Genomic DNA, 25,745 nt, shown 5'->3' on the forward strand with positions numbered 1-25,745 from the left:
GATATGGAGCGATGATGCAGCCTGCACCGAAGAACACCCCGTGGTTCACTCGACCCGCCGACCTGTGGAGTGTGCTGGCGGTTAGCGGGATCGTCGTGGTGTGGAACCTGATCTTCCTGGTCCGCGGACTGATCCCACTCCTCGGCGGGGGCGAGGTGGACGTCACTGTGCTGCTGTCCGGCGCACAGGTGCCGCTGCCGCTCGGGCAGGGTGGCAGCCCGGTCGAGGCCGGGGTGCCCTCGGCGCAGGTCGCAGTCTCAGACCTGGGTGCGTTCATGACGGTCTGGGCGGTGGGCGCGGTGGTCGTCGTGCCGCTGGCCACCATCACGGTGACATTGCTGGTGGCGGGCCTGAGCCGGAACTTCTTGCGGGGGCAGTTCTTTTCTCCGAGGAACACCTGGATCATCACGGCGATCTCTCTGGTCGTCGCGGTGGCCTGGGCGCTGAACCTGATGTGCACCCGATTCACGTCCAACTGGGCGCTCGTGCAGATCGGCGGCGACCAGGGCTTTCGGACCTGGTCCCAGGACACGATCATCAGCGGTCCCCACGCCTGGCTGCCGATCTTCGCGGCCATGGCCATCGGCGCGTTGGCGGCGGTGTTCCGCGCCGGGGAGCGGATGCAGCGCGACACCGAGGGTCTGGTCTGATGCCCCCGCAGGACGACACCGGCCGGGTGCACTGCCGCTTGGACGAGTTGCTGGCCGCACGCGGTATGACACTGGCCCGACTGGCGGAGCTGGTCGGGGTGACGGTGGTGAACCTGTCCGTGTTGAAGAACGACCGTGCCAAGGCGATCCGGTTCTCCACCCTGACCGCGATCTGCGATGTGCTCGGCTGTCAGGTCGGCGACCTGTTGGTGGTCACGCCAGCAACCGGGCGGCCAGCTGCTGCCACGCCGCCACGCTCTCCCGGCACGCGCGGGTGAGTCGGTCCGCGGCGGGCAATGGTCCGGGGCGGTGCAGCGCGGCGTCATAGGGCAGGTGCAGCACCGGCACCGCGTCCGGCCAGGCATCGGCCCCGGTGCGACCACCCCGCCAGCCACGACGGCCCACCAGCACCACAGCGGTCCGGCGCACAGCGGCCGGGTCCACGGCGGCGACCCGCTCCACCGCCGTGCGGGCGTCGGACAGGCCGATCGGCGACCAGGGGGTGACCACCGCGAGCGCCGTCCCCTGCCCGATCAGCTCGGCCACCGACGCATCGGTGCGCAGCACGCCACCGTCCCGGATCGCATGCTCCATCCGGACCCGGGCCACCTGATCGCCACCGGCCCGGGTCACCAGGTCACCCTCGGGTGGACCGACCAACCACGGCGCGCCCTCGGAGCGGTCACGCACGCCGGTGAAGGCCAGTGCGGCCACGGTGGTCACGCCCACGCCTCCACCGGTGCCGACCACGGTCAGGGTGCTCACCGCTCCCCCTCCGCACCGGTGAGGGTCAGCGCCGTCTGCACGATCACTGGTGATTGCCCGCGCCGCACCAGGCGACCCCGCCCGGCCGGGAACCGCTCGGCATGCACCCGTCCGACCAGCGGTCCCTCCGAGCGCTCGCCGGACATGATCAGGGTGGAGGCCCCGGTGTCCCGGACGATCTGTAGGGACTGCCCGAACAGTGCCCGCCCCGCACCGGCCACCGGGCGGGTGAGCACCACATGCAGCTTGAGGTCGCGGGCGCTGGGCAGGTACGGCAGCAGGGGCTCCAGCGGGTCGACTCCCCCGGCGGCGATCACGTCGTGGTCATCGACCAACAGGACAATCCGAGGTTCACGGGCGCGGGTGCGGTCATCGCGGGTCGGGCGCTTGTCCAGCTCCGCGGCGATGGAGGCCGCCAGGCCCCGGGCCTGTTGCGGACTGCGGGCGTGCGCCGCCAGGTAGTCCTCGCCGATCACCTCCGGCACCTGCCCACGCACGTCCATCACGGCGATGGTGACCTCATCGGCGGTGAACCGGTCCTGGAGCCCGACCGCCAGCGTGCGCAGCAGGGTGGATTTGCCGCTGCGGGTGTCGCCGAGCACCAGCAGATGCGGCTCGTCGGCAGTCAGCTCCCACAGGGCAGCGTCCATCGTGTCCTGGCGGAGCCCGAGCGGGATCGACTCCGGCTCATCGAACCGGTCCGGGAGGTCGGCGGGGTCGACGGTGGTGGGCAGCAGGCGGATCGGCGCGGCGGCGGGTCCGGACCAGGCGGCGGCGGTGCGGGCCGCCAGCTCCTCCAGTTCGACGCCGATCACGTCATCGGCGACCGCGTCCAGCACCGGCAGGGCGACCTGCCCGAAGCGCTTGTCGTCCAACAGCGCCCGGCCCGGGGTCTCGGGGGTGATGGTGGCGGACAATTTGCGGTCCACGGAGGAGTCCGCCGGGTCGTTGAGCCGCAGCTCGATCCGGGTGCCGATCAGCGACTGGTGCGCCATCCGAACATCGCTCCACCGGGTCAGGCCGAGCACCAGGTGGATCCCGAAGGACGCGGCCCGTTGCAGCACGGAGACGAACGGGTCCTCCAGCTCCGGGAAGTCGGTGCGCAGCTGTCCGTAGCCGTCCACCAGCAGCACCACCTCCGCAGCGGGCAGCTCCGGCAGTCGCCCTTCGGCATGCCAGGTGCGCAGCTGGGCCACCGAATCGATGCCGCGGTCGCGGAACACCTGTTCGCGCTGGCGCAGCATGCCGGTCAGCTCTTCCAGCAAGCGGATCAGTCGCTCCCGGTGCGCGCGGGTGGCGACGCCGCCGACATGCGGGAAGCCTTCGATCCGGGTCAGACCACCGCCGGTCAGGTCCATCCCGTACACCGCGACCTGGCGCGGGGTGGCGGTCAGTGCCAGGGAGCTGGCCAGGGTGCGCAGCACGGTGGTCCGACCGGACTGGGGCGCGCCGATCACCGCCACATGCCCACCAGCGCGGGTGAGGTCCAGCCGCCAGGGTTCCTGGGCCTGCCGTGCGGGGTCGTCCACGAGTCCGATCACCGCGGACAGCCCGGCACCGCCGCGATCGGCCTGGTCGACCACCGCGCCCAGCCCCACCCGGTCCGGCAGCGGGGACAGCCACACCGGTCGCACGGCACGGTCCGGGGCGCGCAGTCGTCGCACCACCTCGTCGACCAGACTGGGGCCGTCCTCATCGGGCAGCGCCGTGGTCGACCCACCGGAGCGGCCACGCAGACCGTGATAAGTCGGCACCGGCAGCACCAGGTCGGTGGGGTCGGTGCCGGGGTCCTCGACCCGACCGGCGGGGCCGGAGACGTAGCCCGCGCGGAACCGGGTGTACACGCTGGTGTCGACTTTGAGGTAGCCGTAGCCGGGCAGCGCGGGCAGGTGATACGCATCGACGGTGTTGAGCACCACCTGCGACTCGCTCTCGGAGAAGGTGCGCAGGCCGAGCCGGTAGGACAGGTAGGTGTCCAGTCCGCGCAGCTTGCCGCCCTCCACCCGCTGGCTGGACAGCAGCAAGTGCACCCCGATGGAGCGCCCGATCCGGCCGATCTGCAGGAACAGGTCGATGAACTCCGGCTCGGCGGTCAGCAGCTCACCGAACTCGTCGATCACCAGGAACAGGTGCGGCAGCGGCGGCAGCTCCGGGCGCTCGGTGGCGCGCAACCGGCGGTAGGCGGTAATCGAGGGCAGTGACCCGGCGTCCTTGAGGATGCGCTGACGACGCAGCACCTCCCCGGCGATGGAGGAGCGGGCCCGGGTGGTCAGCTGCGCGTCGTCCGCCAGGTTGTCGATCAATCCGGCCAGATGCGGCAGCGGGGCGAGCGGGGCGAAGGCCGCACCACCCTTGTAGTCGACCAGGATCATCGCCAGATCCTCGGGCGGGTGGGTCAGCGCCAGGGAGAGCAGCAGTGTGCGCAGCATCTCCGACTTGCCGGAGCCGGTGGCCCCGACGCAGATGCCGTGCGGACCCATGCCGAGCTGCGCCGACTCCTTCAGGTCCAGCTCCACAGGGGTACCGGCGTCGTCCCACCCGAAGGGCACTCGCAGGAAGTCCTCCGGCTCGCGGGACGCCCAGAGCTGCGCGGGGTCCAGCCCACCCTGCTGCGGGCCTCCCCCGATGCCGAGCATGTCGTGCACCGCCGGTGTCCGGTCGTCGTCCTCATCCGGGGCCAGCACCTGGGCGGTGCGCAGCGCTGCGAGCACTCGGGTGGTGGCGGTGAACAGCGCCGCACCGACCAGATCCGGGGTGAAGCGGGTCTCGGTGGCAGCGGCGGTGCCCGGTGCGGTGGTGAGCGTGGCACCGTCCTGGTCCAGGACGATCCGGATGTCGACGTCCTCCGGCTCGTCCAGCTGGGCGTCCACCAGGTGCACGGTGCAGATGCCGAGCGCCCGGGGGTCCGCGCCGGGCACCGCGAGCGCCTGGGCCCGACCACCGTGGTCGTCGGTCACCACCACCAGGCGGGCGGCGGGTGCGCTCACGGCACCCGTGCGGCGGGCGGCGCGGGCATGCTGCAGCCGCTCCCCCAGGGTCCGGCCCAGCACCCGGCTCAAGGTGGGCAGATCCGGGGCGACCCGGCGGGCGGGCACCGGCCCGTCAAAGACGTCGGGGTCCTGGACGTGCGGCAACAGGTCGAGCCCGGCCCAGTCGGTGGCGCGCTCCTCGGGGTAGGCGGCGGCCATGCTCAGATCGTCCGGACTGTGCGCGACGGCCAGTTGCAGCAGCAGCGCACGCACCAGCGGCACGGTCCGGCTGCGGTCGCCGACCACCGCGACCACCCCGGCTGCGCGCAGGTCGACCGGCACCGGCATCGCCTCCACCAGGGCGAACTGCTCGGTGACCAGATCGACCTCGGCGGACATCATCGGGTCATGCGGCTGCACCGGTGACTCCGGCGGTGGCACCCGCAGGACGAACCACGGCACCGGGCCGACGCCGACCCGGGCAGCCAGGTAGTCCGCGTCCCGGCGGCGGCGTTCCCAGACCCGGGCCGGGTCGCGGGCCACCCCGGCCAGGGCGGGCGGGTCGGGGTGCAGAATGACCGCCCGGTCGCGGGCGATGGCGGACTCGGCGGTCAGCTCCCCGCGCAGCCGCTCCAGATAGTCCAGGTACTGCTCCCGGCGGTTACGTGCCTGGCGGGCGGCCCGGCCCCGGCTGGTCAACGCGAATCCGACCCCACCGATGATCGCCACCACGAACACCAGCGCCGCCACCACCAGGAACAGTGGCTGCCCGTTGCGCAGCACCACCATCATCACCACCGAGGACATCGCCCCGACCACCGGCAACAGGAACTGCAAGGGGGTGCGGCCACCCCGGTCGTCCTCCAGCGGGGGCGGCGCGGCGAGCACCTTCTCCCCCGGCGGGGTGAGCGGGACAGTGGAGCGGGTCGGGCGGTGCACCACGGTGGTGGTCATCGCTGCACCTCCGCGGAGGTCGTGTGAGCTGCGCTCGCCGTCACCGGCGTGGCCGCATCAACCAGTGCGGCGGCCAGCGTGAGCACCGCCAGGCTGCTGGCGGCCGACAACCGCGCGGACGGCAGCGGACGGGGCGACCCGTGCCCGGGGTCGTGCGGAACTGGCACCACCGGGGTCATGGACCGCTCGGCCAGCTCCCGCAGCCAGCGCGGCCGAGCACCCCGCAGATCCACCGCCGCAATCACCGCGGGCAGCCCGGTGGCGGCGGCCAGATCCACCGCGTGCTGCAACGATCCGCGTTCGGCCTCCGCCACCACGCACAGCACCGAGGAGGCAGAGACGGCGGCACCGATGTCGGCACCGCTGCGGGCACCCCAGTCGGTCACCACCAGATCGAAGAACCGACCGGCCGGTCCCAGTGCCCGCCACCAGCGGTCGGCCGCCACCGGTCCGGTGTCCTCGGCCAGGTCCAGGCAGCACAGCCCCACCGGCGTGCGCACCAGGCCCGCTGTCACTTCCGCACCGCTGCGGGCGGCCCGTCGGGTGGCGTCCCGCTCGGCGGTGGTGCCCGCGGCGACGGTGCACCCGGCGTGCCAGAGCAGCGACCGGTTCCCGGCGGAGGCGTTCACCGCCAGCACCCGGTGCTCCCGCCGTGCCGCCAGCGTGGACGCGAGTAGCCCGGCGACCGTCGAGCACCCGGCACCGCCGGAGACCCCCACCACCCCGATCCGACTACTGAGCGCCAGCGGTGCCCGGACCCGAGCGTCCAAGGCGGTGAACTGCGCGACCCGCTCCGGCAACGCGGAGGCCAGCACCCGGGCGATCACCCCCATCAGAACGTCCCGACCAGATCGCCGAACACCCCGAGCATCGCTAGCACCAGCGGCACCGTCGCCAGCACCGCCAGCAGCTCCACCACCGAGGCCAGTCGGCGCAGACGGGCGGCCAGCGGTCCGGTGGTGCGCAGCCCGGAGACCACCACCGCGACCAGGAGCACCACCGCGGAGCCGATCAGCACCGCCTCGGGCGTGCGGGTCAGCGCCCAACCCACCGCCACCGCGACCCCAGCGGCGATCAGCGCCAACCGTTGCGGAGCCAGCGGCAGCACCCGGGCGCGCAGCAGCACCAGCAGCCCGAGCAGGCCACCGAGCACCGTTGACCACACCCCCTGGCCGCGCACCAACGACCACCCAGTCACCGCCACCACTCCGGCAGCTGCCACCGTGGCCCAGGTCAACCCGCGGTAGGTCTCACTGACCGCGTGCAGCACCCGGCGACGGCCCGGCCGCCGTCCCTCCACCGCGCGGTCGTCCAGCCCGTTCAACCCGGAGGCGGTCATCGCCACCCCCGGGAGCACGCCCAGCACCAGCACCGCCAGCACCCCGGCGACTGCGAGCGCCCCGGACTCGCCGGCCATCGGCTCCAGCACCGGCACCACCGCGCTCAGCAGCACCGCGGTCAGTCCACCGAGCCCCGCGGACACCCGCCCGGCACCGAGTCCACCCACCACCGCCGCCACCACGCCGAGCACTGCCCAGCCGGTCAGCGCGGTGGGTAGCGCCAGGTCCAGCATCGGGGCCAGCGCCACCGCACCACCCGAGGCCGCTGCCGCCAGCGCCCAGGCCGAACCGAAGCGCCGCAGTCGGGCCAGCACCGCACCGAGCCCGGTCGCCACCACCACCGCCCAGGTCGCGGACGCCCGATCCAGCTGAGTGACGGCCAGCCACCCGGTCGCCGCCGCCACCGCGGACACCGCCGCCTGTCCCCACACCGGCTGCCACCGGTCCGCGCGCTCCGCCAGTGCCTCGGCCACCACGTCGGTGACATCGGCGACCTCCGGGGGTGGCGGTGCCTGGTCAACCCGAACTACCCGCAGCAGCGTGCCCTGGGCCAGCTCTTGTTCGGCCAGCGTGCGGGTCAGGTCGACCTGCTGACCGAGCAGCGTGGTCAAAGTGACCGGGCGACCCGATCCGGAGCGATCCTCGGCGAGCAGGTCGAGCAGCGGCGGCAGCAATGCGGCCACCGGCTCGTCATCGGGCAGCACCACATCGGCCTTGCGCGCCGCCCCCTGCACGGTCAACCGGGTGTAGCCACCGCTCACTGGTCCTCCTCCACCACACGCATCGACACCGGGTCGACGGTCACCCCACTGGACGGGTCGGTCAGATAGCCAGACGCCGGGTCCACGAACCACCCGGTGCGTGGGTCGATCAGCTGCCCGTCCGGGTTGCGCACGTAGCCGGTGTCCTCGTCGACGGGGAAGCCGGTGCGCGGGTCGATCAGCTCACCAGTGGTCCGATCACGCAGAAACCCGGTCTCCTCATCGGCGGTCAGCGTGTCCGAGGTAGGCAGCGGGTTGGCAGCCATCGCCGCGGTCAACGACTCCACCGCGCTGGTCTCCCGCCTGTTGTCCAGCTGATCCTTGACAAAGGAGAACCCCAGGCAGCCGACACCAGCCATCGCGGCCAGCACCACCGATCCGACGAATCGTCCTAGATTGGTCGGCACCGTGCGCCGCTGGTCGAGTGCCCCGAACATCAGTGCCGAGCTGACCCGCTCCCGGTGGGTGCGGGTGGACTCCAGCAGGATCTGATCCCGGTCGATCACGACAGCACCCCCGTGGCGACGGCGGTCGGATCGGCCAGCAGCAGCACCCGCTCCCCGATGGCGATCCGCGCGCCCAGCGGCACCACCACGCCCCGGTGCGGCTCCAGAGCCCGGAATGCCTCACCGGGTCCGGCCACCGCGGTGCCATTCGCCGAGCCGAGATCGGTCACCCGCACCCCGGCGTCCACCGGGTCGAGTAGCACGTGATTGCGGGACAGAGTGCGGCTCAGGTCGGTCACCCGGGCGACCGCGTGGGTCGGATCATGCGGGGAACGACCCAGGACGGTGGGCCCGGCGATGGCCAGCACGGTGCCGTCGTCCACCAGCACCGCCACCGCCGCCGCGCTCTCCGCCCGTCGAGGTGACCACAGGTCCGGTCCGCCGGGCAGCCGGGGCACCGCCAATGGGAACAGTGCCAACGGGTCGGCACCGGCCCGCAGGTCCACGGTGATCCAGTGCCGCATCCCGCGCCGCGGCGGCAGTGCGGTGTCCACGTCGACGCTGCGCAGCCCGAGCAGACGGTGCCCGACGGTCCGCCCGGTCCGGGTCAGGTCATCGACCTCTACCGCGACGACCACTAGCACAGCGATTAACCCCACGGACCAGTGCAGCAACCCGAGCGCTGCGGCAGCGAACACCAGGAGTCCGTCGATCGCCCACCAGGCCCGGAGCAAGCCCTGTGGTGGTGCGCTCGCGGCCAGCAGCGCGTCCACGGGCACGGCGGAACGGTCCCCACCGGAGACCCGGGTGCTCGGGTCGCCGACCGGGACCGGTCTGAAGGCTCGCACCCCGGCGCTGCGGCCCGTCGGGGTGGCGGTCATCGGCGGGGTCTCATCCCGCGTCGTCCGGTGATCGTCGTGGTCCGGGAATCCCAGTCAGGTGCACGATCAACGCCAGGTGCTCCCACAGCCCGCCCAGATCCAGGTGAGTGGAGTCGGTGCTGCCCCCGAGTCCGAGCAGCGGGACGTAGCCGAAGCACTGGTCGATGCCGGGGATACCGAGCCGGGCCACCGCCTCGGTGTACGGACGGCGCTCCAACAGGTCGTCCAACACCTCCGGACGTTGCAGGTCGGCGATCAGTCGGTCGGGGTCGGCGCTGAAGGCCTCGATGGTGCCCCAGCGGAAGCGCACCAGGTGGAACACCGGCTCGATCCAGAGCAGCAGGTCACCCATTCCGGTGATGAACACCGGCACCGCGGTCTCGGGCATGCCGATCACACCGTCGAGCATGCGAAGCGCGTGGTCAGGGTCGAGCAGGCGGACGTATCCGTCCTGCCCGACCAGCCCCGAGCCGTGCTCCGTCCACGCGGCGAGCACCGGCGCGGGCACCCGTCCGGCGTAACGCTCCAGCGCCGCCGGGTCGAGCGGTGTTGCCTGGCTGAACTGCGCGAATGTCGGCATCGGTCTCCTCGCGGGGGGTGGTTCCGGCCCGACGGTACCTGTCTGAGCGGCGGGCGCGAGTCGGCTGTCCCCTGACTGGGTGTCTGCCTGGCCGTGACGGTGGAACTCGTTTACGGTCGTGCGCGGGTCGGGACAAATCGCCCAGAAGACTACGAGGAGAGCCATGAAATTCGCCATGGAAGCCGATGCACTTCAGGTGCTCGGCCGCAAGACCTCCACCGAGTCCGACGACCTCGCGCAGTTGGTCCGCAATCTGGTGGACGCCGCCGAGCCGCTGGAGGGCACCTTCAACGGCACCGCCAAGGCCGCCTTCATCTCCTTCAAAGAGCGCACCGACGAGGTCGCCGCCACGCTGTCGAACGCGCTGGTCGGCATCACGCAGTCGATCTCCGGGCAGAACCTCGCCTTCGTCACCGCAGCGGACGAGGGTGCCGACACCCACCACTCCGCCGAGGGCGCCGCGGACTTCGCGGGTGCCGACACCTCCAAGTTCGCACCCCGCTGAGAGGGCTGAGAGGACTGATCATGTCGAGCAACCAGATCGACCGGAATGACTACGACATCGCCGCCTCCCAGTCGGCGCAGTCGAACTTCGAGCGGGCCGCCGCCGCGTTGGAGGCCGCACTGGCCCGTCGCGACCAGGACGTCAAGGCCGCGATGGCCGTCTACTCCGCCGATGGCGTCTCGGACCGCTATGCCGGGGTCGAGGCCCAATGGAACGCGGCGGGCACCGAGGTGCGCGGCATCATCAGCGCCATCCGCAACTCGCTGGCCGAGAACGATGAGATCGCCCGGCGCGGTCTCCAGCGCGCCGCCGCCGCCATCCCGGACTGACTGACCATGCAGATCGTCCACCCCGTCGCGGACGAGTGGACCGAGGAGTACGCGCTCTACGCCAGTTCGACTGAGCGCGTGCTGCTCACAGCCCCACTCGCCACCTTCCTGGAGGCCGCCGTCACCGACGGTCTCAAGCCGGTGCTGCTCACCGAGGCAAAGGCGAGCCTGTCGCCCTTTGTCGCGGCCGCGATGCGCCGGTCGGGTGGGTACTGGCTGGTACGCGATCCCAGCGGCGTCTACGACGGGCTCTCCGGCTACCGCACCGATCGGGTCGAGGACCTGTGGCGGCGCTCCGGCACCGACCGTCCCCGGTTGCCCGGCTACCAATGGGACCCCGAGCGGGTCTCCGGGCGGTACGGCGTGCTGCTCTTTGATGTGCACGCCCACACCCGGGCCGAGGCCGATGTCAGCGTGGGGCCGCTGGCCGAGACGGTGCTCACCGGTCTGGGTGGCGACCTGCCCCAGCTGTGGGGGCCCGCCGAGCCGCTGCTCGCCCCCTGGGACCCGGCCGCCGTCACCGCCGCAGTGCGCGAGCGGATGCCGGTCAGCCCGGTGCTGCATGCCTGGCGGCCCGGGTCCTACCTCGACCTGGATGTGGCCCGCACCCGCACCGGGCTGCTGCACCACGTCAAGGGCGGGGTGACCCACGGTCTTTACCCGCGCCGCCTGGACCGGGTGCTGGCGACCGCCACCCGGGCGTTGACCGACGTCGCCGACCAGCACCAGCCCACCATCGCGTTCGTCTCCCTGTCCGAGATGGACGCCGGGCTGTACACCCGGCCCACCGGCTCGTTCCCGGAGGTGCCGCTGGCGGTGCTGATCGGCCCCCGCGGCGTCCACGACCTCGGCCTGGACATCGACGCCCTGTCCGCCGACCACGACCTGACCGTGCTCGGCCGCAGCCGCACCCCCAGCCTCCTCGTCCGGTTCAGTCGCCCGGATGTCGGACTGTGGGCGCAGTTGCTCGCCTTCGCCCATGACATCGGGCCACAGAAGATCGCCACCGCGGTCGGGATGGACGGCTGATGCCCACCGAACTCGTGCTGTTCTCCGACCGGGCCCCGACCGCCGACACTCTGGCCCGGGCCGCCGCCGACGCGCACCCGGACGGCAGCCTGCTGGAGTTCCACGACGGCCTGGTCCGCCAGGTGGTCGACGCTCAAGGCCGCGGACTGCTCAGCGTCTGGACCAGCCGACCGGTCGTCGACCGGTTCCACGTCGCAGCCAGCGCTGCCCGGGCACCGCAGGAGTTCACGCTGTGGACCGATCTGACCATCCCCTTCGGGGACCCCACCGCCGGTCGCGCCGTGGCCGAGCAGCTCGCCGCGCTGGTCGGTGGCGTCGTCCGGGACCGGATCTGAGGAGGAATCGATGAGCGGATGGAAGATCCAGCCGGCCGAGGTGCAGTCGGTGCTCTCCGATGTGCAGGTCACCGCCGAGGAGCTGGGCACCGCCCTCACCGAGGACACGTTCCAGGGCGTGCTGGACGGTCTGAGCTGGGGTGGCGCACTCACCGCCGAGGTCGCCACCGCGGTCAATGCCGTGCTCTCCGACCAGAGCACCCACCTGGCGAATATCGGCAACCGGGTCACCGCCGGAACCCTCGGGGTGGCCAACGCGGTGATCGCCTACAACAACGGCCAGGAGGAGATGTCCGGCACCTACCAGGCCGAGCTCCTCAAGTCGGCTGAGTCCGGCGACTTCCAGTACTTCGTCGACCACGGGTACCAGGGGTGACGCGATGACCATCACCGACACGATGTGCGTGGCCGACGGCGGCCTGATCAACCCCGAGGCCTTCCCCGCCCGCGCCGGCGACCTGGACACCAGCCGGATCACTGAGTCGGCCACCACGATGCGCGGCTTCGGCACCGCCATCACGGAGAAGACCGACACCATCCACACCAGCTGGAGCCGGTTGAACGGCCCCTACCAGGCACCCGAGCAGGACCGGGTGTACACGCTGATGGACCCCGCGGTGACCTCTGCGGGCGAGGTGAAGAGCACCTTCGACCAGGTCGCTGGGCATCTAGATACCTACGCCTCCACCCTGGAAGGTCTGAAGAGTCGACTGCACAGCGTCGAGGACGAGGCCGCGACCTTCCGCGCCTCGGTGATCAACGGGGTGACCGTCGACGCCTCGGATGCGAAAGATGCCAGTGTCGGCGACCACCTGGCCTGGGCCTTCGACTGGGTGCCCGGTGTGGACGAGGAGCAGGTCACCGTCCCCTGGAACGAGCACGGGCCGTCGGTGGACCGCAACAACGCGCTGCTGGAGCAGTACGCCGGGATACTGTCCGAGATCACCGCCGCGGTCGCCACCGCCGCCAACGCGATCAACGGGCTGGTCGAGGGCATGTGCATGGTGCCGGTGGAGGCGATCCCCGCCGAGGCCTTCACCGCACCGGACGCCGCCATGCCCTGGGGTAGCGCCGCCACCGAGGATCGCAACTGCCGCGAGTCGGTGGGCAAGGGTGCCGCGGACTTCGGCACCGGCCTGGCCGAGGGTGCCGGAATGCTGCTGCTCGGCTACAACCCGGAGAACGGCGACTTCTTCACCGGCACCGGCTGGGGTCAGGCCTGGGGCGGACTGGGCGACCTGGTCGGCTCCACCCTGCTGCTGGCCTCCCCCGTCGGCTGGGTCGCTGCCGGGATGGCCGCCACCGGCAACAACGACAACGACTTCTCCGACTTCATGTACGACCGCTCGATGACCGTGCTCAGCGGCTTCGGCAGTCTGGTCGGCTACGACCCGCACAACCAGGACGACCCCTGGCACGCCTGGTCCGAGGACGGGGTGGCCGCCGGGACCAATGCGGTGCTCAGCGTCGGCACCTTCTTCATCCCCGGCGCCGGCCAGGTCGGTGCCGGACTCAAGACCGGGTCCATCGGTGCCAAGGTCGCCCGGATCGCCGGTGCGGTATCCGAGTTCGCCGTGCAGGGCGGGTCCTGGGCAATCAAGGGCGGGGTCAAGGTGGTCACCGGCCTGAGCCACGCGATCCGCTTCGGCCTGGACGACATGCTGCGCGGTCTGCATCCCGGCCAAGTCGCCACCGCCGGGGTGAACGGCGTCCGGGTGAACCCCTCCGGGCTGCTGGCCATGATGGACAACGGCGGGCACACCCGCGGACACACACCCCTCCCCACCGGCACACAGCGGGTGTCGGACTCGATCTACGGCCCTGACCGCACGCACACGAACCCGCCGGACTGGGCCGGGGACCACCGCTGGGGCAAGCCCGACGTCCGCCAGGTGCCCCAGCAGCTGTGGAACGACCCCCGCTACGACCCCGCACACCCGCACTACGACGCCACCCCCCGGGGCGAGCACGGCAACATCGGCACCGTGAACCCCGATGTCGACTCCCCCAGCGGATTGACCCACAGTGGCCGACTCGTCGACGGGCAGATCCCCGAGCAGCTCCAGCCCTATGTCGACTCCGGCAAGATCGTGGTGGACGACGGCGTGCTGCGACTGGCCGAACCGGCTCGGATCGAGTTCACCCGCAACCAACCCGAGCACGACTTCGCCGAGTTCGAGCGCCAGGTTGGCCTCCAGCAGCGGGCGCTGAACCAGATGAGTGCGCACGAGTGGGCCGACCGCGCCAACTCCTTCACCGAGCGGGTCGACAACCAGGCGTCCTACCGCCGTCGGGAGATCACCCTGCTCGCGGGCCGTCTGCGGGAGGAGTTCGGACTCAGTGCCAGCGACGCCCGAGCCCAAGCGAAGGCGACCCTGGCCGACCAGGACCCGCTGCACGGCCCGGATCAGCGTGCAGGTGGGAACCCGGCCCAGTTCACCGGGATGGGCGATGCCGGGGTCAACCGTTCGATCGGCAGCCAGTGGAGTTCCAGCGGCTTGGCGGTCAGCATGCGGCGCCAACTGATGCTCCAGTTGTCCCGCTCCGGGGTGCCGGCTGAGCTGCTCGGCGACATCCGCATTACCGTGAAGCTGACCGTCAAGGACATGGTGGGTGCGAGGTGAGCGAGGCGCGATGAGCAGGTACGGCCACGAGGGTGCTGCGGTGAGCGCGTTCCTCGCCGAGGTCGCCCAGCAGGACATCGCCACCTGGCAGGCCCTCTCCGACGGCCCGCTGGACTCCACCGAGCAGATGGTGGACGCCGCGGACGCGATCACCCGACTGCCGCTGTCCGCCCCGGTCCGGACCGCGGTGACCTCCGATGCGGCGCGGGCCTACGTCGACCTGGCGTTGGACCCCGCGGACTTCCCCGGGCTGTTCCGCCTGGGCAACGTCCGGGACGGCATCGAGTCCGCTGCGGTGGCGCTGGCCGCCGGCGACAGCCTGGACCGGGTGCACCGGGAGACTCTGCTGCGGCCCTTCGCCGACGCCGGCTTCGCGTCCGCGCAAGCGGCCCTCGCCGACCTGGGCTGACGCCCCCCCGCACATCACCCGCTCGCCCCCAGCTCAGCGCGCCGAGGTACCTCATCGTCTCGACACCCGCCGAGTTCCGGCCTTCCAGTCGCCCCTGGGCGCTACTCTCGCGCGCAGTCCCTCCCTCCACCAGCACCGGAGCGCCCGATGCCTGTTCCCCCCGACTCCACCGACACCACCGGCGACGACGGCCCGCGTCTGACCCCGGCCGAGCGTCGACTCATGCGCGAGCTACCCCCCCATTGGCGCTCCCCCGTGCCGCCGCGGTGGCTGCCGCGCGCGTTGATGATGGTCGCCCTCGGTGTATTCCTGGCGGTGATGGCCTGGCGGGCCGCCGGGCTGCTCGGGAATGTCATCACCATCCTGGTGATCAGCTGGTTCATCGCACTGGCGATGGAGCCGCTGATCCTCTGGCTCGGCCGCCACGGCATCCGCCGCACCTTGGCCACCGGCATCACCATGGTCGGCGGGCTGGTGGCCGCAGCGGGCATGCTGGCGCTGATGGGTGGGCTGTTCGTCAGTCAGCTCGTCGACCTGGGCAAGTCGATTCCCGGGTACTACCACCAGCTGCGGCTCTGGTTGCGCAAGGAGTTCGAGGTCGAGCTTCCCCGCTCCAACGAGCTGATCAGTGCGATCTCCGACTACGCCGACGACATCGGCACGCGAGTGCTCAGCGTGACCGCTGCCGTCGCCGGGACGTTGTTCACCTTCACCGCCGTTCTGCTGGTGACCTACTACATGGCGAGCCAGGGCCCGAAGTTCCGGGCCGCGGTCTGCCGCTACCTCGCCCCGCACCGGCAGCGCGAGGTGCTGCGGATCTGGGAGCTGTCCCAGGACAAGGTCGCCGGGTTCATCAACTCCCGCGTCGTGCTGGCCCTGATCTCCACCGTCGCCACCTTCCTGTTCCTCACCGTGCTGTCGGTGCCCTACGCAGTGCCGCTGGCAGTGTTCACCGGACTGGTCAGTCAGTTCGTGCCGACGGTCGGGACCTACATCGGTGGTGCCGCGCCGGTGCTGGTGGCCCTGGCCGTCGACCCGATCAAGGCCGCGATCGTGCTGGTGTTCATCATCGCGTACCAGCAAGTGGAGAACCTGGTCCTCACCCCCAAGGTGTCCCAGAAGTCCCTGCAACTGAACCCGGCGGTGGCGTTCCTGTCCGTGCTGGCCTTCGGTGCGCTGTTCGGCGCGCTGGGCGCGATCCTGGCGTTGCCGGTGGTGGCGACGATCCAGGCGGTGGGCTCCACCTACTTCCGGCGACACGAGCTGGTCGAGTCCGAGCTGCTGGCGCAGGAGCCCAGCCGCAAGAAGAAGGACGACCACGAGCCCGAGGCCGCTCAGGCGTAGAACACGCGCTCCACCACCGCACGGGACCGCCGGGCGGCACGCAACCAGGTCTCCTCCAGTGCGGTGGTGGAGTCGACCATTCCGAGCACCGCAGCGAGGCCGGCCACCGACTGACGGTCATGCGGCAGCACATCCGCGGCCGCGCCACCGACCCGCCCGGTCCACAGCACCAGCGCGTCCCGCAGCCGCGACGCCAACTCCCAGGCCTCGGTCAGCACGGCCAGATCGTCAACGTCCAGCAGCCCCACCCGGTGCGCAGCGGCCAGCGCGTCCAGAGTTCCGGTCGACCGCAGCTCCGGGTGCTGGTGCGCGTGCTGGAGCTGCACCAGTTGGGCGGTCCACTCCACATCGGCGATCCCACCGCGACCGAGTTTGAGGTGCCGGGTCGGGTCGACACCCCGGGGCAGCCGCTCGGACTCCACCCGGGCCTTGATCCGCCGGATCTCCCGCACCTGCGCCGCGTCCAGCCCGCCGACCGGGTACCGCAGCGGGTCGATCAGCTCCACGAACCGCCCGGCCAGGTCGGTGTCCCCCGCCGCAGGCCGTGCCCGCAACAGTGCCTGGCTCTCCCAGACCACCGACCAGCGCGCGTAGTACTCGGCGTAGGAGCCGAAGGAGCGCACCAGCGGACCGTTGCGTCCCTCCGGACGCAGGTCGGCGTCCACCTCCAACACCGGCTCCGGCCCTACCGCGCCGAGCAGCGTCCGCAGCCGGGTCGCCACCCCGGTGGCGAAGTCCTGTGCCAGGGTCGGGTCCGCACCGTCGCGGGGGTCGTGCACGAACATCACATCCGCGTCGGAGGCGTAGCCCATCTCCTGCCCGCCGTACCGGCCCATTGCCACCACCAGCAGCGCGGTCGGGTCGACCTCCAACCCGCGGGCGGCGCGTTCCTCGGCCAAGGCCACCCGCAGCGTCCCGGCGATCAGCACATCCGCACTGGTCGACAGGCTGCGGGCGGCACGGGTGCCGGTCACCACGCCGAGCACATCGGCCACCGCCGTGCGGGCGAGTTCCCGCCGTCGCAGCGCCCGCAGCGCCGTCACCGCCGGGACCGGCTCATGCGCCCGGGTGAGGATCGCGTCCGCCTCCCCGGCCAACCGCTCCGGACCGCGCGGCTCCAACTCCGCATCGTCGTCCAACCAGACCACCGACTCCGGCGACCGGCGCAGCGCATCCGCCACATAGCGGGAGGTCGACAGGGCGGTGGCCAATCGCTGGGCGGCGGTGCCCGAATCGCGCAGCAGTTTGAGGTACCAGTGCGTGCCACCCAGATCATCCGACAACCGCCGGAACGCGAGCAGCCCGCCGTCCGGGTCCGGCCCGTCCGCGAACCAGCCCAGCATCACCGGCAACAGCTGCCGCTGGATCGACGCCCGACGGGAGACCCCCTCGGTCAGCGCGGCGATGTGCCGGATCGCCCCGGCCGGGTCCCGGTAACCGATGGCCGCCAACCGCGCCCGGGCCGCCTCCGGTGCCAGCGACGCTTCCTCGGCGGACAACTGCGCCACCGCGGGCAGCAGCGGACGGTAGAACAGCTCCTCGTGCAGGTGCCGCACATCCCGACGGACCTGACGCCAGCGATCAGTCAACGCCTGCGCCGCATCGGTCCGCATCCCCACCGACCGACCCAACCGCCGCAGGTCGACCTCCGCGGTGGGCATCAGGTGGGTGCGCCGCAGCCGGTGCACCTGGTTGTGATGCTCCACCGCGCGCAGGAATCGGTAACACACCCCCAACTCCGCCGCGTGATCACGACCCACGTACCCGCCCTCGGCCAGCGCGGTGAGCGCGGTCAGCGTGTTGCCGGACCGGATCGACTCGTCATTGCGACCGTGCACCAGTTGGAGCAACTGGATGGTGAACTCCACATCCCGCAGCCCACCCTTGCCGAGTTTGATCTGCCGATCCGCCTCCGCCGCGGGCACGTGATCCTCCACCCGGCGACGCATCGCCTGGGCGTCGGTGACAAAGTTCTCCCGCTGCACGGCCTGCCAGACCATCGGGTTCATCGCCTCGACGTACTCGCGGCCCAGGTCGACGTCCCCGGCCAGCGGCCGCGCCTTGAGCAATGCCTGGAACTCCCAGGTCTTGGCCCACCGCTGGTAGTACTGCCGGTGCGAGTCCAGCGTGCGCACCAGCGGACCGTCCTTGCCCTCCGGTCGCAGCGCCGCGTCCACCGGCCACAGCTCCGGCTCCACGGAGGGCCCCGCGCAGGCCCGGGCCAGACCGGCGGCCAGCTTGGTCGCAGCCGCCAGCGCCTCAGCCTCCGGCGCGCCCTCGACCGGTTCGGCCACGTAGATCACGTCCACATCGGAGACGTAGTTCAGCTCCCGGCCACCGGTCTTGCCCATCCCGATCACCGCCAACCGCGCGGTGCGGCCGTGATCGGACAGCTCGGACCGTGCCACCGCCAACGCCGCCTCCAGCGCCGCCGCCGCCAGATCCGCGAGCGCCGCTCCCACCGCGGGCAGCAGGGTCAGCGGTTCGGCACTGGTCAGGTCGGTGGCGGCGATCCGCAGCAGTCGACGCCGGTACGCCCGCCGCAGCCGGTCCACCCCCTGCTCCCCCGAGGCCACCGGCATCGGGTCGTGAGGGTCCGCCCCCACCGCCCGCAGCAGTTCGGCCCGTACCTGTCCGGGATCGACGCCGGTGCCCGGAGCGGGATCGGCCAGCAGTGCCAGATCCTCCGGGTGCGCGGCCAGCTGGTCCCCGAGCGCGATGGACGCCCCCGTCACCGCGATCAACCGCCGTCGTGCAGGCGAGTCCTCCACCAGGAACGCAGTCAGCTCCGTCCCCGCCGACCCGGCGATCTTGGCCAGCGCCAACAACGCCAGATCCGGCTCCGCCGCGTCGACCAGCGCGGGCAGCACCACCTCGGCCACCCGCTCCGCGGTGGCGCCTTGGTCCGCCTCTACCCCATCCGGGTGGGCGGTCAGGACCACCGCTGCGAGCGCCGCGTCCGCCAGCAGCCGCTCCGCCCGCGCCGCGTCGTCGAACCCGGCCCTGGTCAGTCGCCCGGCCAGCGATCCCCCGCGCCGGGGTGTCGAAGCAGTCACGTCCGTCACCGTACCCACCACCCGATCCACCGCGCCCGACCGCACATCGCATCCAGCCCAGACACCCCGGACCCGAGATCAGTGCTCCCGCCCAGCTCTCCGGCCCGAATGCGGTGCTCCCGCCCCGAAGTCGTCTACCCCGCATCCGTTCTCGGCACCGCAGCACCGAACTCGGCAACGGCGCGCGACGGCACCCGAGCGCACGGCACGCGCCGCACCGTGCACGACCAGGGCGGCGGCGTCAGAGCATCGGCAGGAACCGGGTCAGCTCGTAGGGGGTGACCTGCGAGCGGTACTCCTCCCACTCCTGCTTCTTGTTCCGCAACACAAAGTCGAAGACGTGTTCGCCCAGGGTCTCCGCGACCAGCTCGGACTTCTCCATCACGGCGATGGCGTTTTCCAGCGTGGCCGGCAGCGGGTCGATGCCCATCGCCCGGCGCTCGGAGTCGGTGAGCTCCCACACGTCGTCGTCCGCACCCTCGGGCATCTGGTAGTTCTCCTCGATGCCCTTGAGCCCGGCGGCCAGCATCACCGCGAAGGCCAAGTACGGGTTGGTGGCCGAGTCGACCGCCCGGTACTCGATCCGGGCGGAGTTGGACTTGCCCGGCTTGTACATCGGCACCCGGACCAGCGCGGAGCGATTGTTGTGGCCCCAGCAGATGTATGACGGTGCCTCGGAACCGCCCCACAGCCGCTTGTAGGAGTTGGTGAACTGGTTGGTCACCGCGGTGATCTCTGCGGCGTGCTTGAGCAGGCCGGCGATGAAGGACCGCGCCACCCCGGACAGCTCCAGGTGCTCACCCGGGGCGTGGAACGCGTTGCGGTCACCCTCGAACAGCGACAGGTGGGTGTGCATCCCGGAACCCGGCTGATCGGCCAGCGGCTTGGGCATGAAGGAGGCGAACACGCCCTGCTCCAGCGCGACCTCCTTGACCACCGTCCGGAAGGTCATGATGTTGTCCGCGGTGGTCAGCGCGTCGGCGTAGCGCAGGTCGATCTCGTTCTGGCCCGGACCGGCCTCGTGGTGAGAGAACTCCACCGAGATGCCCATCGACTCCAGCATGGTGATCGCGGCCCGGCGGAAGTCGTGGGCGGTGCCGCGCGGCACGTGGTCGAAGTAGCCGCCCTGGTCCACCGGAACCAACGGCCGGCTCGGGTCGGTGGTCGGCTCGAAGAGGTAGAACTCCACCTCCGGGTGCGTGTAGAAGGTGAAGCCCTTCTCCGACGCCTTGGCCAGCGCACGCTTGAGCACGTTGCGGCTGTCCGCCAGGGAGGGCTCGCCGTCCGGGGTGAGGATGTCGCAGAACATCCGGGCGGTGCCGTGCCGTTCCCCGCGCCAGGGCAGCACCTGGAACGTGGTCGGGTCCGGCTTGGCGATCATGTCCGCCTCGTAGACCCGAGTCAGTCCCTCGATGGACGATCCGTCGAACCCGATCCCCTCCGAGAACGCCGCCTCGAGCTCGGCGGGGGCGATGGCCACCGACTTCAACGTCCCCAGCACATCGGTGAACCAGAGACGGATGAAGCGGATGTCCCGCTCCTCGACCGTGCGGAGCACGAACTCCTGCTGCCTGTCCATGCGCCCCATCCTGCACGATCCAGATTGCCGGGAGGTGACATGGGCGACGAATCGCCGGATGAAGCGACCACGGCCTGCCCGCAATAGGCTGCCGTCATGCCTCTGCGGATCGCGCTCGCCCAGATCGACACCTGTGTCGGGGACATCGACGGCAACACTCGGGCGGTGCTGGAGCACACCCGGCGGGCTGCCGAGTCCGGGGCGCGGCTGGTGGCGTTCCCGGAGATGACCGTCACCGGCTACCCCATCGAGGATCTGGCGCTGCGGGCGTCCTTCCGACGGGGTGCCGAGCGGGGCCTGGCCGCACTGGCCGCCGATCTGGTCACCGCTGGGCTGGGCGACATCACGGTGGTGCTCGGCATGGTCGGCACCGTCGGACCGGCCTCCGCTCAGGACGACAGCGCCCCGGACCGCCCGACCAACCAGGCGGTGGTGCTGCGCGAGGGCCAGATCATCGCCCGGTACGACAAGCGCCACCTGCCCAACTACGGGGTGTTCGACGAGTTCCGGATCTTCGCCCCCGGCGACCAGCCCTGCGTGGTCGAGGTGGACGGTCACCGGATCGGCCTGGTGATCTGCGAGGACATCTGGCGCGACGGCCCGGTGGAGGCGCTCACCGGTCAGGGCGTCGAGCTGCTGCTGGTGCTGAACGGTTCGCCCTTCGAGGAGGGCAAGGGGCATCAGCGTGCCGAGTTGGCTGCCCGCCGCTCCGCCCAGCTCGGTGCCCCGGTGGCCTACGTGAACATGGTCGGCGGTCAGGACGACCTGGTGTTCGACGGTGGCTCGTTCATCCTGGCCAGTGAGTCCCCGGATCTGGACGACCCGGTTCCGGTGCTGCTGGCCCGCGCGCCGCAGTTTGTCGAGCATCAGCTGATCTGGGATCTGCCCGACGGGGAGGCACCACTGGTCGCCGGTGCGATCGCCGCGCCGCTGCACCCCGATGAGGAGGTCTACCGCGCGCTGGTCACCGGCCTGGCCGGGTATGTGCGCAAGAACGGCTTCCGCAAGGTCGCGCTCGGTATGTCCGGCGGCATCGACTCCGCCCTGGTCGCCGCCATCGCCGCGGATGCCATCGGCGGGGAGAATGTCACCGGGGTCTCCATGCCGTCCCGCTGGTCGTCGGACCATTCCAAGGACGACGCCGCGGACCTCGCCCAGCGGATCGGTGCGGACTACCGGGTGCAGCCGATCAAGCCGATGGTCGATGCCTTCGAGGCCGCGATGCCCCTGGACGGGGTCGCCGCGGAGAACCTGCAGGCGCGGGTGCGCGGGATGATCCTGATGGCGATCTCCAACGCCGAGGGCCACCTGGTCCTCGCCACGGGCAACAAGACCGAGCTGGCCGTTGGCTACTCCACGATCTACGGCGACGCCGTGGGTGGCTACGCCCCGCTCAAGGATGTCGACAAATCCCGGGTCTGGGCACTGTCCCGGTGGCGGAACAACCACGCCGTCGACTCCGGTGCTATCCCGCCGATCCCGGAGAACTCGATCACCAAGCCGCCGTCCGCGGAGCTGCGCCCCGGGCAGGTCGACCAGGACTCCCTGCCGCCTTACGACCTGCTGGACCGGGTGCTGGACGCCTACGTCGAGCACGCCGAGGGCCGGGCCGAACTGCTCGAACGCGGCTTCGACCCCGAGGTGGTGGATCGGGTGCTGTCCCTGGTGGACCGAGCGGAGTGGAAGCGCCGCCAGTACCCACTCGGTCCCAAGGTCACCGCCCTAGCCTTTGGCCGCGACCGTCGACTCCCGATCACCAGTCGCTGGCGCGAGCCCATCGACACCCCGACCACCAGCACGGAGCTCTGAGATGTCCCACCTGCCCGACCCCGCCTCGACCGTCCGCCGCGTCCGCGTGCACCACCTGGCGCAGGCCAAGCAGCGCGGGGAGAAGCTGACCATGCTCACCGCCTACGACTACGCGGTGGCCCGGCTGTTCGACGAGGCCGGCATCGACATGCTGCTGGTCGGCGACTCCATCGGGAACACCATGCTCGGCCACGAGTCGCCGATCCCGGTCACCGTGGACGAGATGATCCCGCCCACCAGGGCCGTGGTCCGTGCCGCCCGCCGCGCAATGGTGGTGGCCGACCTGCCCTTCGGCTCCTACGAGTCCTCCCCCGAGCAGGCGCTGGCCACCGCGGTCCGCTATCTCAAGGAGGCCGGCGCGCATGCAGTGAAGTTGGAGGGCGGCAAGCGGTCCGCCGCGCAGATCCGGGCGCTGACCGACGCCGGCATCCCGGTGGTGGCGCACCTGGGCTTCACCCCGCAGTCGGAGAACACCCTCGGCGGCCACCGGGTGCAGGGTCGGGGCGATGAAGCGGCCGAGATCCTCTCCGAGGACGCGCTGGCCGTGCAGGAGGCCGGGGCGATCGCCGTCGTGCTGGAGATGGTCCCCGCACCGGTCGCCGCCCGGGTCACGGAGATCCTGGCCATCCCCACCATCGGGATCGGCGCCGGGCCGGAGTGCGACGGCCAGGTGTTGGTCTGGACCGACATGGCCGGGATGGGTGACTGGTCCCCGCGCTTCGCCAAGCAGTACGCCAATGTCGGGCAGCTGCTAACCGACGCCGCCCGCGCCTACGCCGACGAGGTGCGTGGTGGGCAGTTCCCGGACGAGGGGCACTCGTTCCTGGACTGAGCCCCGGGCGAGTCCGCGCGATCACCGTGCGGACTCGCCTACGCTCCACGCCATGCCCAGCCCGATGACGGACGAGCGGCGATCCCCGACCCCCGCACCCGCGACCGCCCGGTCGACCCTGCGGATCACCCGGCGTGGCCGTCTGGCACTGTCCGGGCTCGCCCTGGTCGCCCTGGTGCTGCTGATCGCGCTGACCGTGTCCCTGCTACGGCCCTCCGAGGTGACCACCGCCGGACCAGCTGCCACCGTCGACCCGGCCTGCGTCCCCACCACCGAGACCTCGCAGAACTGTTGGCCCGCCATCACCGAGGGCGACGACGACCGCATGGAACCCTCGCAGTGGGTCACCGGTCGCTTGTTGGCCGGTGACGTGCACACCGTGTTGGAGTACGTGGCCGCGCGATTCGACGCCGAGGTGGAGCCCGTTAACCCGGACAGCTCCTGGGGGTGGGCCTACCGCAGCGTGCGCGGTGAGGGCGGTGATGCCGGGGAGCTGTCCAACCACGCCTCGGGCACCTCCATCGACCTGAACGCCACCGAGCACCCGCTCGGGGAGTCCGACACCTTCACCCCAGCGCAGGTCGATGCCATCCACGCGATCCTGGCCGAGGTCGCACCGGTGGTCGCCTGGGGTGGCGACTTCGAGGGGCGAGCGGATGAGATGCACTTCGAGATCGTCGGTGACCCGGCGGCGGTGGCCGAGGTCGCGGCACGGCTGCGCGCGGGCTGAGCGGTCCCCTGAGGGTCGTAGCCGGGAATCGAACCGTGGGTGGATCTGCGGTGACCAGCGGGTTTCCTAGCCTGGTCTGCATGCACCCCCGCTCGTCCGTCCTCCCCCGCGCTCTGCTCGTCGCCATCCTGTTCGCCATGATCGCCGCGGTCAGCTGGCCGCTGCGTGGCCCGATCTACCGTGGCGTCGCCCCCGCCGTCGCCGAGTCCTCCGCGCTGTCCGCCGTGTTCTCCACGTTGGCCAGCTACGGGCTGCTGATCCTGGTGGCCACCGCGGGCATCCTCGCCCTGGTCAACCTCCTGCGGAACCGCGCGGCGTTCTGGCGACTGGTCTGCGGCGGTGTCGGCGTGGTCGTCGCCTACGCGGCAAGTGAGGGGATCAAGCTGCTGGTCACCGAGCAGCGCCCGTGCCGGGTGTGGACCGTCGACACCGCGCTAGCCTGCCCCGCCGCCGGCGACTGGTCCTGGCCGTCCAACCACTCGGTGCTCGCCGCCGCCTTCGCCACCGCATGCCTGCTGGCCGTGCGCCGGGTCGGCTGGTTCACGGTGCCGGTCGCGCTGATGATCGGGATCTCCCGGCTCGCGGTCGGCGTGCACTACCTGCACGACGGCGCCTCCGGTCTCGCACTGGGGACGGCGGTGGTCGCGGTGTCCGTCGTTGTGCTGCGCCCGGTGGTCGACCGATTGCCGCGTCGCTGGGTCGATGCACCGAGCCCCGAATCCGCCCTCGTGCGCTAGTCGTCCTCCGCCGCCCGACGCCGGTCCTCCTCGTCCCAGGCCGCCGTCCGCTGCCGGGCAGTGCTCAACGCCTCCTCCGCCGCTTCCCGGGTCGGGTACGGACCGAGCCTGCTGGACCAGGACGACTGCTTGCCCTGCTCCACCTCGCCGGTCTCCACATTGAAGTAGAAGCCCTCAGTCATCGTGACCTCCTCGTGCGTGCCTCCCTCCGTAGACTGCCAGGCATGACGCCCGTCCACCCGGGCACGGTGAGCCCGACCCGATCCGTGCCGCAGTCGATCCCGCGCCCGGAGTACGTCGGACGCCCCGGCCCCACGCCGTTCACCGGCAGCGACATTCCTGCGCCGGATGTCCTAGAGCGCATCCGGGTGGCCGCCCGGGTCGCCGCACAGGCCCTGCAGGTGGTCGGTGAGGCAGTCCGCCCCGGGATCACCACCGACGAGCTGGACCGGATCGGGCACGAGTTCCTGCTCGACCACCACGCCTATCCCTCCACCCTGGGCTACCGGGGCTTCCCCAAGTCGCTGTGCACCTCCGTCAACGAGGTGATCTGCCACGGCATCCCGGACTCCACCGTGCTGGTCGACGGCGACATCGTGAACATCGACATCACCGCGTACCTCGACGGCGTGCACGGGGACAACAACGCCACCTTCGGCGTCGGCGACATCGACGAGGAATCCGCCCTGCTGATCGAGCGCACCCGCGAGGCACTCAACCGTGGCATCAAGGCGGTCGCCCCCGGTCGGCAGATCAACGTCATCGGACGGGTGATCGAGAAGTACGCCGGACGATTCGGCTACGGCGTGGTGCGCGACTACACCGGACACGGCGTCGGCGAGGCCTTCCACTCGGGGCTGATCATCCCGCACTACGACGCCGCACCCCGCTACGACCGACTGATCGAGCCGGGCATGGTCTTCACCATCGAGCCCATGCTCAACCTCGGCACCCCCGACTGGATCATGTGGGATGACGACTGGACGGTGCTCACCGCCGACGGTCGCCGCTCCGCCCAGTTCGAGCACACCCTGCTGGTCACCGAGACCGGCACTGAGATTCTCACCCTGCCCTGATCTGC

The 25,745-nt window shown here is 71.3% G+C and carries 25 protein-coding genes; 15 read left to right on the forward strand and 10 right to left on the reverse strand.

From position 1 onward, the window contains the following. The first annotated feature begins 14 nt into the window (after window positions 1–14). Together AB0N78_RS02810 and AB0N78_RS02815 are read left to right on the forward strand one after the other, a co-directional pair. Window positions 15–650, forward strand: coding sequence for a hypothetical protein (locus AB0N78_RS02810; RefSeq protein ID WP_363385555.1), 636 nt, complete (start codon window positions 15–17; stop codon window positions 648–650). Next, window positions 650–928 (forward strand): helix-turn-helix transcriptional regulator, encoded by a 279-nt coding sequence (locus tag AB0N78_RS02815; RefSeq protein WP_363385557.1) that lies wholly within the window; start codon window positions 650–652, stop codon window positions 926–928. Before AB0N78_RS02810 ends, AB0N78_RS02815 begins: the two co-directional genes overlap by 1 nt. On the opposite strand, the gene AB0N78_RS02820 is transcribed toward AB0N78_RS02815, so the two are convergent. The 7 genes from AB0N78_RS02820 to AB0N78_RS02850 are packed head-to-tail and all read right to left on the reverse strand — an operon-like array spanning window position 864 to window position 9,346. Next, entirely contained in the window at window positions 864–1,415 is a 552-nt protein-coding gene (locus tag AB0N78_RS02820; RefSeq protein ID WP_363385560.1) for a hypothetical protein, read from the reverse strand. The two genes, AB0N78_RS02815 and AB0N78_RS02820, sit on opposite strands and share 65 nt — an antisense overlap. Next, entirely contained in the window at window positions 1,412–5,338 is a 3,927-nt protein-coding gene (gene eccCa, locus AB0N78_RS02825) for a type VII secretion protein EccCa (protein WP_363385562.1), read from the reverse strand. The genes AB0N78_RS02820 and eccCa overlap by 4 nt, the downstream gene beginning before the upstream one ends. Continuing rightward, window positions 5,335–6,171 (reverse strand): cellulose synthase operon protein YhjQ/BcsQ, encoded by an 837-nt coding sequence (locus AB0N78_RS02830; RefSeq protein ID WP_363385565.1) that lies wholly within the window; start codon window positions 6,169–6,171, stop codon window positions 5,335–5,337. Before AB0N78_RS02830 ends, eccCa begins: the two co-directional genes overlap by 4 nt. Continuing rightward, window positions 6,171–7,439 carry an EsaB/YukD family protein gene (locus AB0N78_RS02835; RefSeq protein ID WP_363385567.1) on the reverse strand — a complete coding sequence of 423 codons (1,269 nt, stop codon included), beginning with the start codon at window positions 7,437–7,439 and terminating at the stop codon, window positions 6,171–6,173. The genes AB0N78_RS02830 and AB0N78_RS02835 overlap by 1 nt, the downstream gene beginning before the upstream one ends. Next, complete coding sequence (locus AB0N78_RS02840) at window positions 7,436–7,945, reverse strand: hypothetical protein (protein ID WP_363385570.1); 510 nt, start codon at window positions 7,943–7,945, stop codon at window positions 7,436–7,438. Before AB0N78_RS02840 ends, AB0N78_RS02835 begins: the two co-directional genes overlap by 4 nt. Continuing rightward, the gene (locus tag AB0N78_RS02845) at window positions 7,942–8,766 is read right to left on the reverse strand and encodes an FHA domain-containing protein (RefSeq protein WP_363385572.1); all 825 of its coding nucleotides are present in this window, start codon (window positions 8,764–8,766) and stop codon (window positions 7,942–7,944) included. The genes AB0N78_RS02840 and AB0N78_RS02845 overlap by 4 nt, the downstream gene beginning before the upstream one ends. Window positions 8,767–8,776: 10 nt before the next feature. Beyond that, the gene (locus tag AB0N78_RS02850) at window positions 8,777–9,346 is read right to left on the reverse strand and encodes a T6SS immunity protein Tdi1 domain-containing protein (protein WP_363385575.1); all 570 of its coding nucleotides are present in this window, start codon (window positions 9,344–9,346) and stop codon (window positions 8,777–8,779) included. A 163-nt stretch (window positions 9,347–9,509) separates the two neighbouring features. Between AB0N78_RS02850 and AB0N78_RS02855 the strand changes: the two genes are divergently transcribed. The 8 genes from AB0N78_RS02855 (at window position 9,510) to AB0N78_RS02890 (ending at window position 15,921) form a co-directional block, all read left to right on the forward strand. Continuing rightward, entirely contained in the window at window positions 9,510–9,851 is a 342-nt protein-coding gene (locus AB0N78_RS02855) for a hypothetical protein (RefSeq protein ID WP_363385577.1), read from the forward strand. Window positions 9,852–9,871: 20 nt separating this feature from the next. Then, window positions 9,872–10,180: a hypothetical protein gene (locus AB0N78_RS02860; protein ID WP_168631737.1), complete on the forward strand. Its 309-nt coding sequence runs from the start codon at window positions 9,872–9,874 to the stop codon at window positions 10,178–10,180. A 6-nt stretch (window positions 10,181–10,186) separates the two neighbouring features. Continuing rightward, on the forward strand, window positions 10,187–11,209 hold the full coding sequence (locus tag AB0N78_RS02865; protein ID WP_363385580.1) for a DUF6177 family protein: 1,023 nt from the start codon (window positions 10,187–10,189) through the stop codon (window positions 11,207–11,209). Beyond that, on the forward strand, window positions 11,209–11,544 hold the full coding sequence (locus AB0N78_RS02870) for a hypothetical protein (RefSeq protein WP_363385583.1): 336 nt from the start codon (window positions 11,209–11,211) through the stop codon (window positions 11,542–11,544). The genes AB0N78_RS02865 and AB0N78_RS02870 overlap by 1 nt, the downstream gene beginning before the upstream one ends. A gap of 10 nt (window positions 11,545–11,554) precedes the next feature. Then, the gene (locus AB0N78_RS02875; protein ID WP_363385586.1) at window positions 11,555–11,920 is read left to right on the forward strand and encodes a DUF6507 family protein; all 366 of its coding nucleotides are present in this window, start codon (window positions 11,555–11,557) and stop codon (window positions 11,918–11,920) included. Between the two features lie 4 nt (window positions 11,921–11,924). Beyond that, entirely contained in the window at window positions 11,925–14,168 is a 2,244-nt protein-coding gene (locus AB0N78_RS02880) for a polymorphic toxin type 15 domain-containing protein (RefSeq protein ID WP_363385588.1), read from the forward strand. Window positions 14,169–14,178: 10 nt separating this feature from the next. After that, entirely contained in the window at window positions 14,179–14,577 is a 399-nt protein-coding gene (locus tag AB0N78_RS02885) for a hypothetical protein (RefSeq protein WP_363385590.1), read from the forward strand. Window positions 14,578–14,724: 147 nt separating this feature from the next. Next, entirely contained in the window at window positions 14,725–15,921 is a 1,197-nt protein-coding gene (locus AB0N78_RS02890; RefSeq protein ID WP_363385593.1) for an AI-2E family transporter, read from the forward strand. On the opposite strand, the gene AB0N78_RS02895 is transcribed toward AB0N78_RS02890, so the two are convergent. Together AB0N78_RS02895 and AB0N78_RS02900 are read right to left on the reverse strand one after the other, a co-directional pair. Further along, entirely contained in the window at window positions 15,912–18,986 is a 3,075-nt protein-coding gene (locus AB0N78_RS02895; protein ID WP_363385595.1) for a bifunctional [glutamine synthetase] adenylyltransferase/[glutamine synthetase]-adenylyl-L-tyrosine phosphorylase, read from the reverse strand. The genes AB0N78_RS02890 and AB0N78_RS02895 overlap by 10 nt on opposite strands. A gap of 232 nt (window positions 18,987–19,218) precedes the next feature. Then, window positions 19,219–20,556, reverse strand: coding sequence for a glutamine synthetase family protein (locus AB0N78_RS02900; protein WP_363385597.1), 1,338 nt, complete (start codon window positions 20,554–20,556; stop codon window positions 19,219–19,221). A gap of 96 nt (window positions 20,557–20,652) precedes the next feature. Between AB0N78_RS02900 and AB0N78_RS02905 the strand changes: the two genes are divergently transcribed. From AB0N78_RS02905 to AB0N78_RS02920, 4 genes are all read left to right on the forward strand, one after another. Then, on the forward strand, window positions 20,653–22,365 hold the full coding sequence (locus AB0N78_RS02905; protein WP_363385600.1) for an NAD+ synthase: 1,713 nt from the start codon (window positions 20,653–20,655) through the stop codon (window positions 22,363–22,365). A 1-nt stretch (window position 22,366) separates the two neighbouring features. Beyond that, window positions 22,367–23,197, forward strand: coding sequence for a 3-methyl-2-oxobutanoate hydroxymethyltransferase (gene panB / locus AB0N78_RS02910; RefSeq protein ID WP_363385602.1), 831 nt, complete (start codon window positions 22,367–22,369; stop codon window positions 23,195–23,197). Between the two features lie 52 nt (window positions 23,198–23,249). Next, entirely contained in the window at window positions 23,250–23,927 is a 678-nt protein-coding gene (locus tag AB0N78_RS02915; protein ID WP_363385605.1) for a M15 family metallopeptidase, read from the forward strand. An 80-nt stretch (window positions 23,928–24,007) separates the two neighbouring features. Next, complete coding sequence (locus tag AB0N78_RS02920) at window positions 24,008–24,664, forward strand: phosphatase PAP2 family protein (protein WP_363385607.1); 657 nt, start codon at window positions 24,008–24,010, stop codon at window positions 24,662–24,664. Here AB0N78_RS02920 and AB0N78_RS02925 read toward each other — a convergent pair. Further along, the gene (locus tag AB0N78_RS02925) at window positions 24,661–24,846 is read right to left on the reverse strand and encodes an SPOR domain-containing protein (RefSeq protein WP_363385609.1); all 186 of its coding nucleotides are present in this window, start codon (window positions 24,844–24,846) and stop codon (window positions 24,661–24,663) included. The genes AB0N78_RS02920 and AB0N78_RS02925 overlap by 4 nt on opposite strands. Before the next feature lie 42 nt (window positions 24,847–24,888). On the opposite strand from AB0N78_RS02925, the gene map reads away from it, so the two are divergent. Continuing rightward, on the forward strand, window positions 24,889–25,740 hold the full coding sequence (gene map, locus AB0N78_RS02930) for a type I methionyl aminopeptidase (protein WP_363385610.1): 852 nt from the start codon (window positions 24,889–24,891) through the stop codon (window positions 25,738–25,740). Window positions 25,741–25,745 lie beyond the last annotated feature (5 nt).

Source organism: Cellulomonas sp. NPDC089187 (assembly GCF_040685135.1).
Taxonomy (GTDB): domain Bacteria; phylum Actinomycetota; class Actinomycetes; order Actinomycetales; family Cellulomonadaceae; genus Cellulomonas.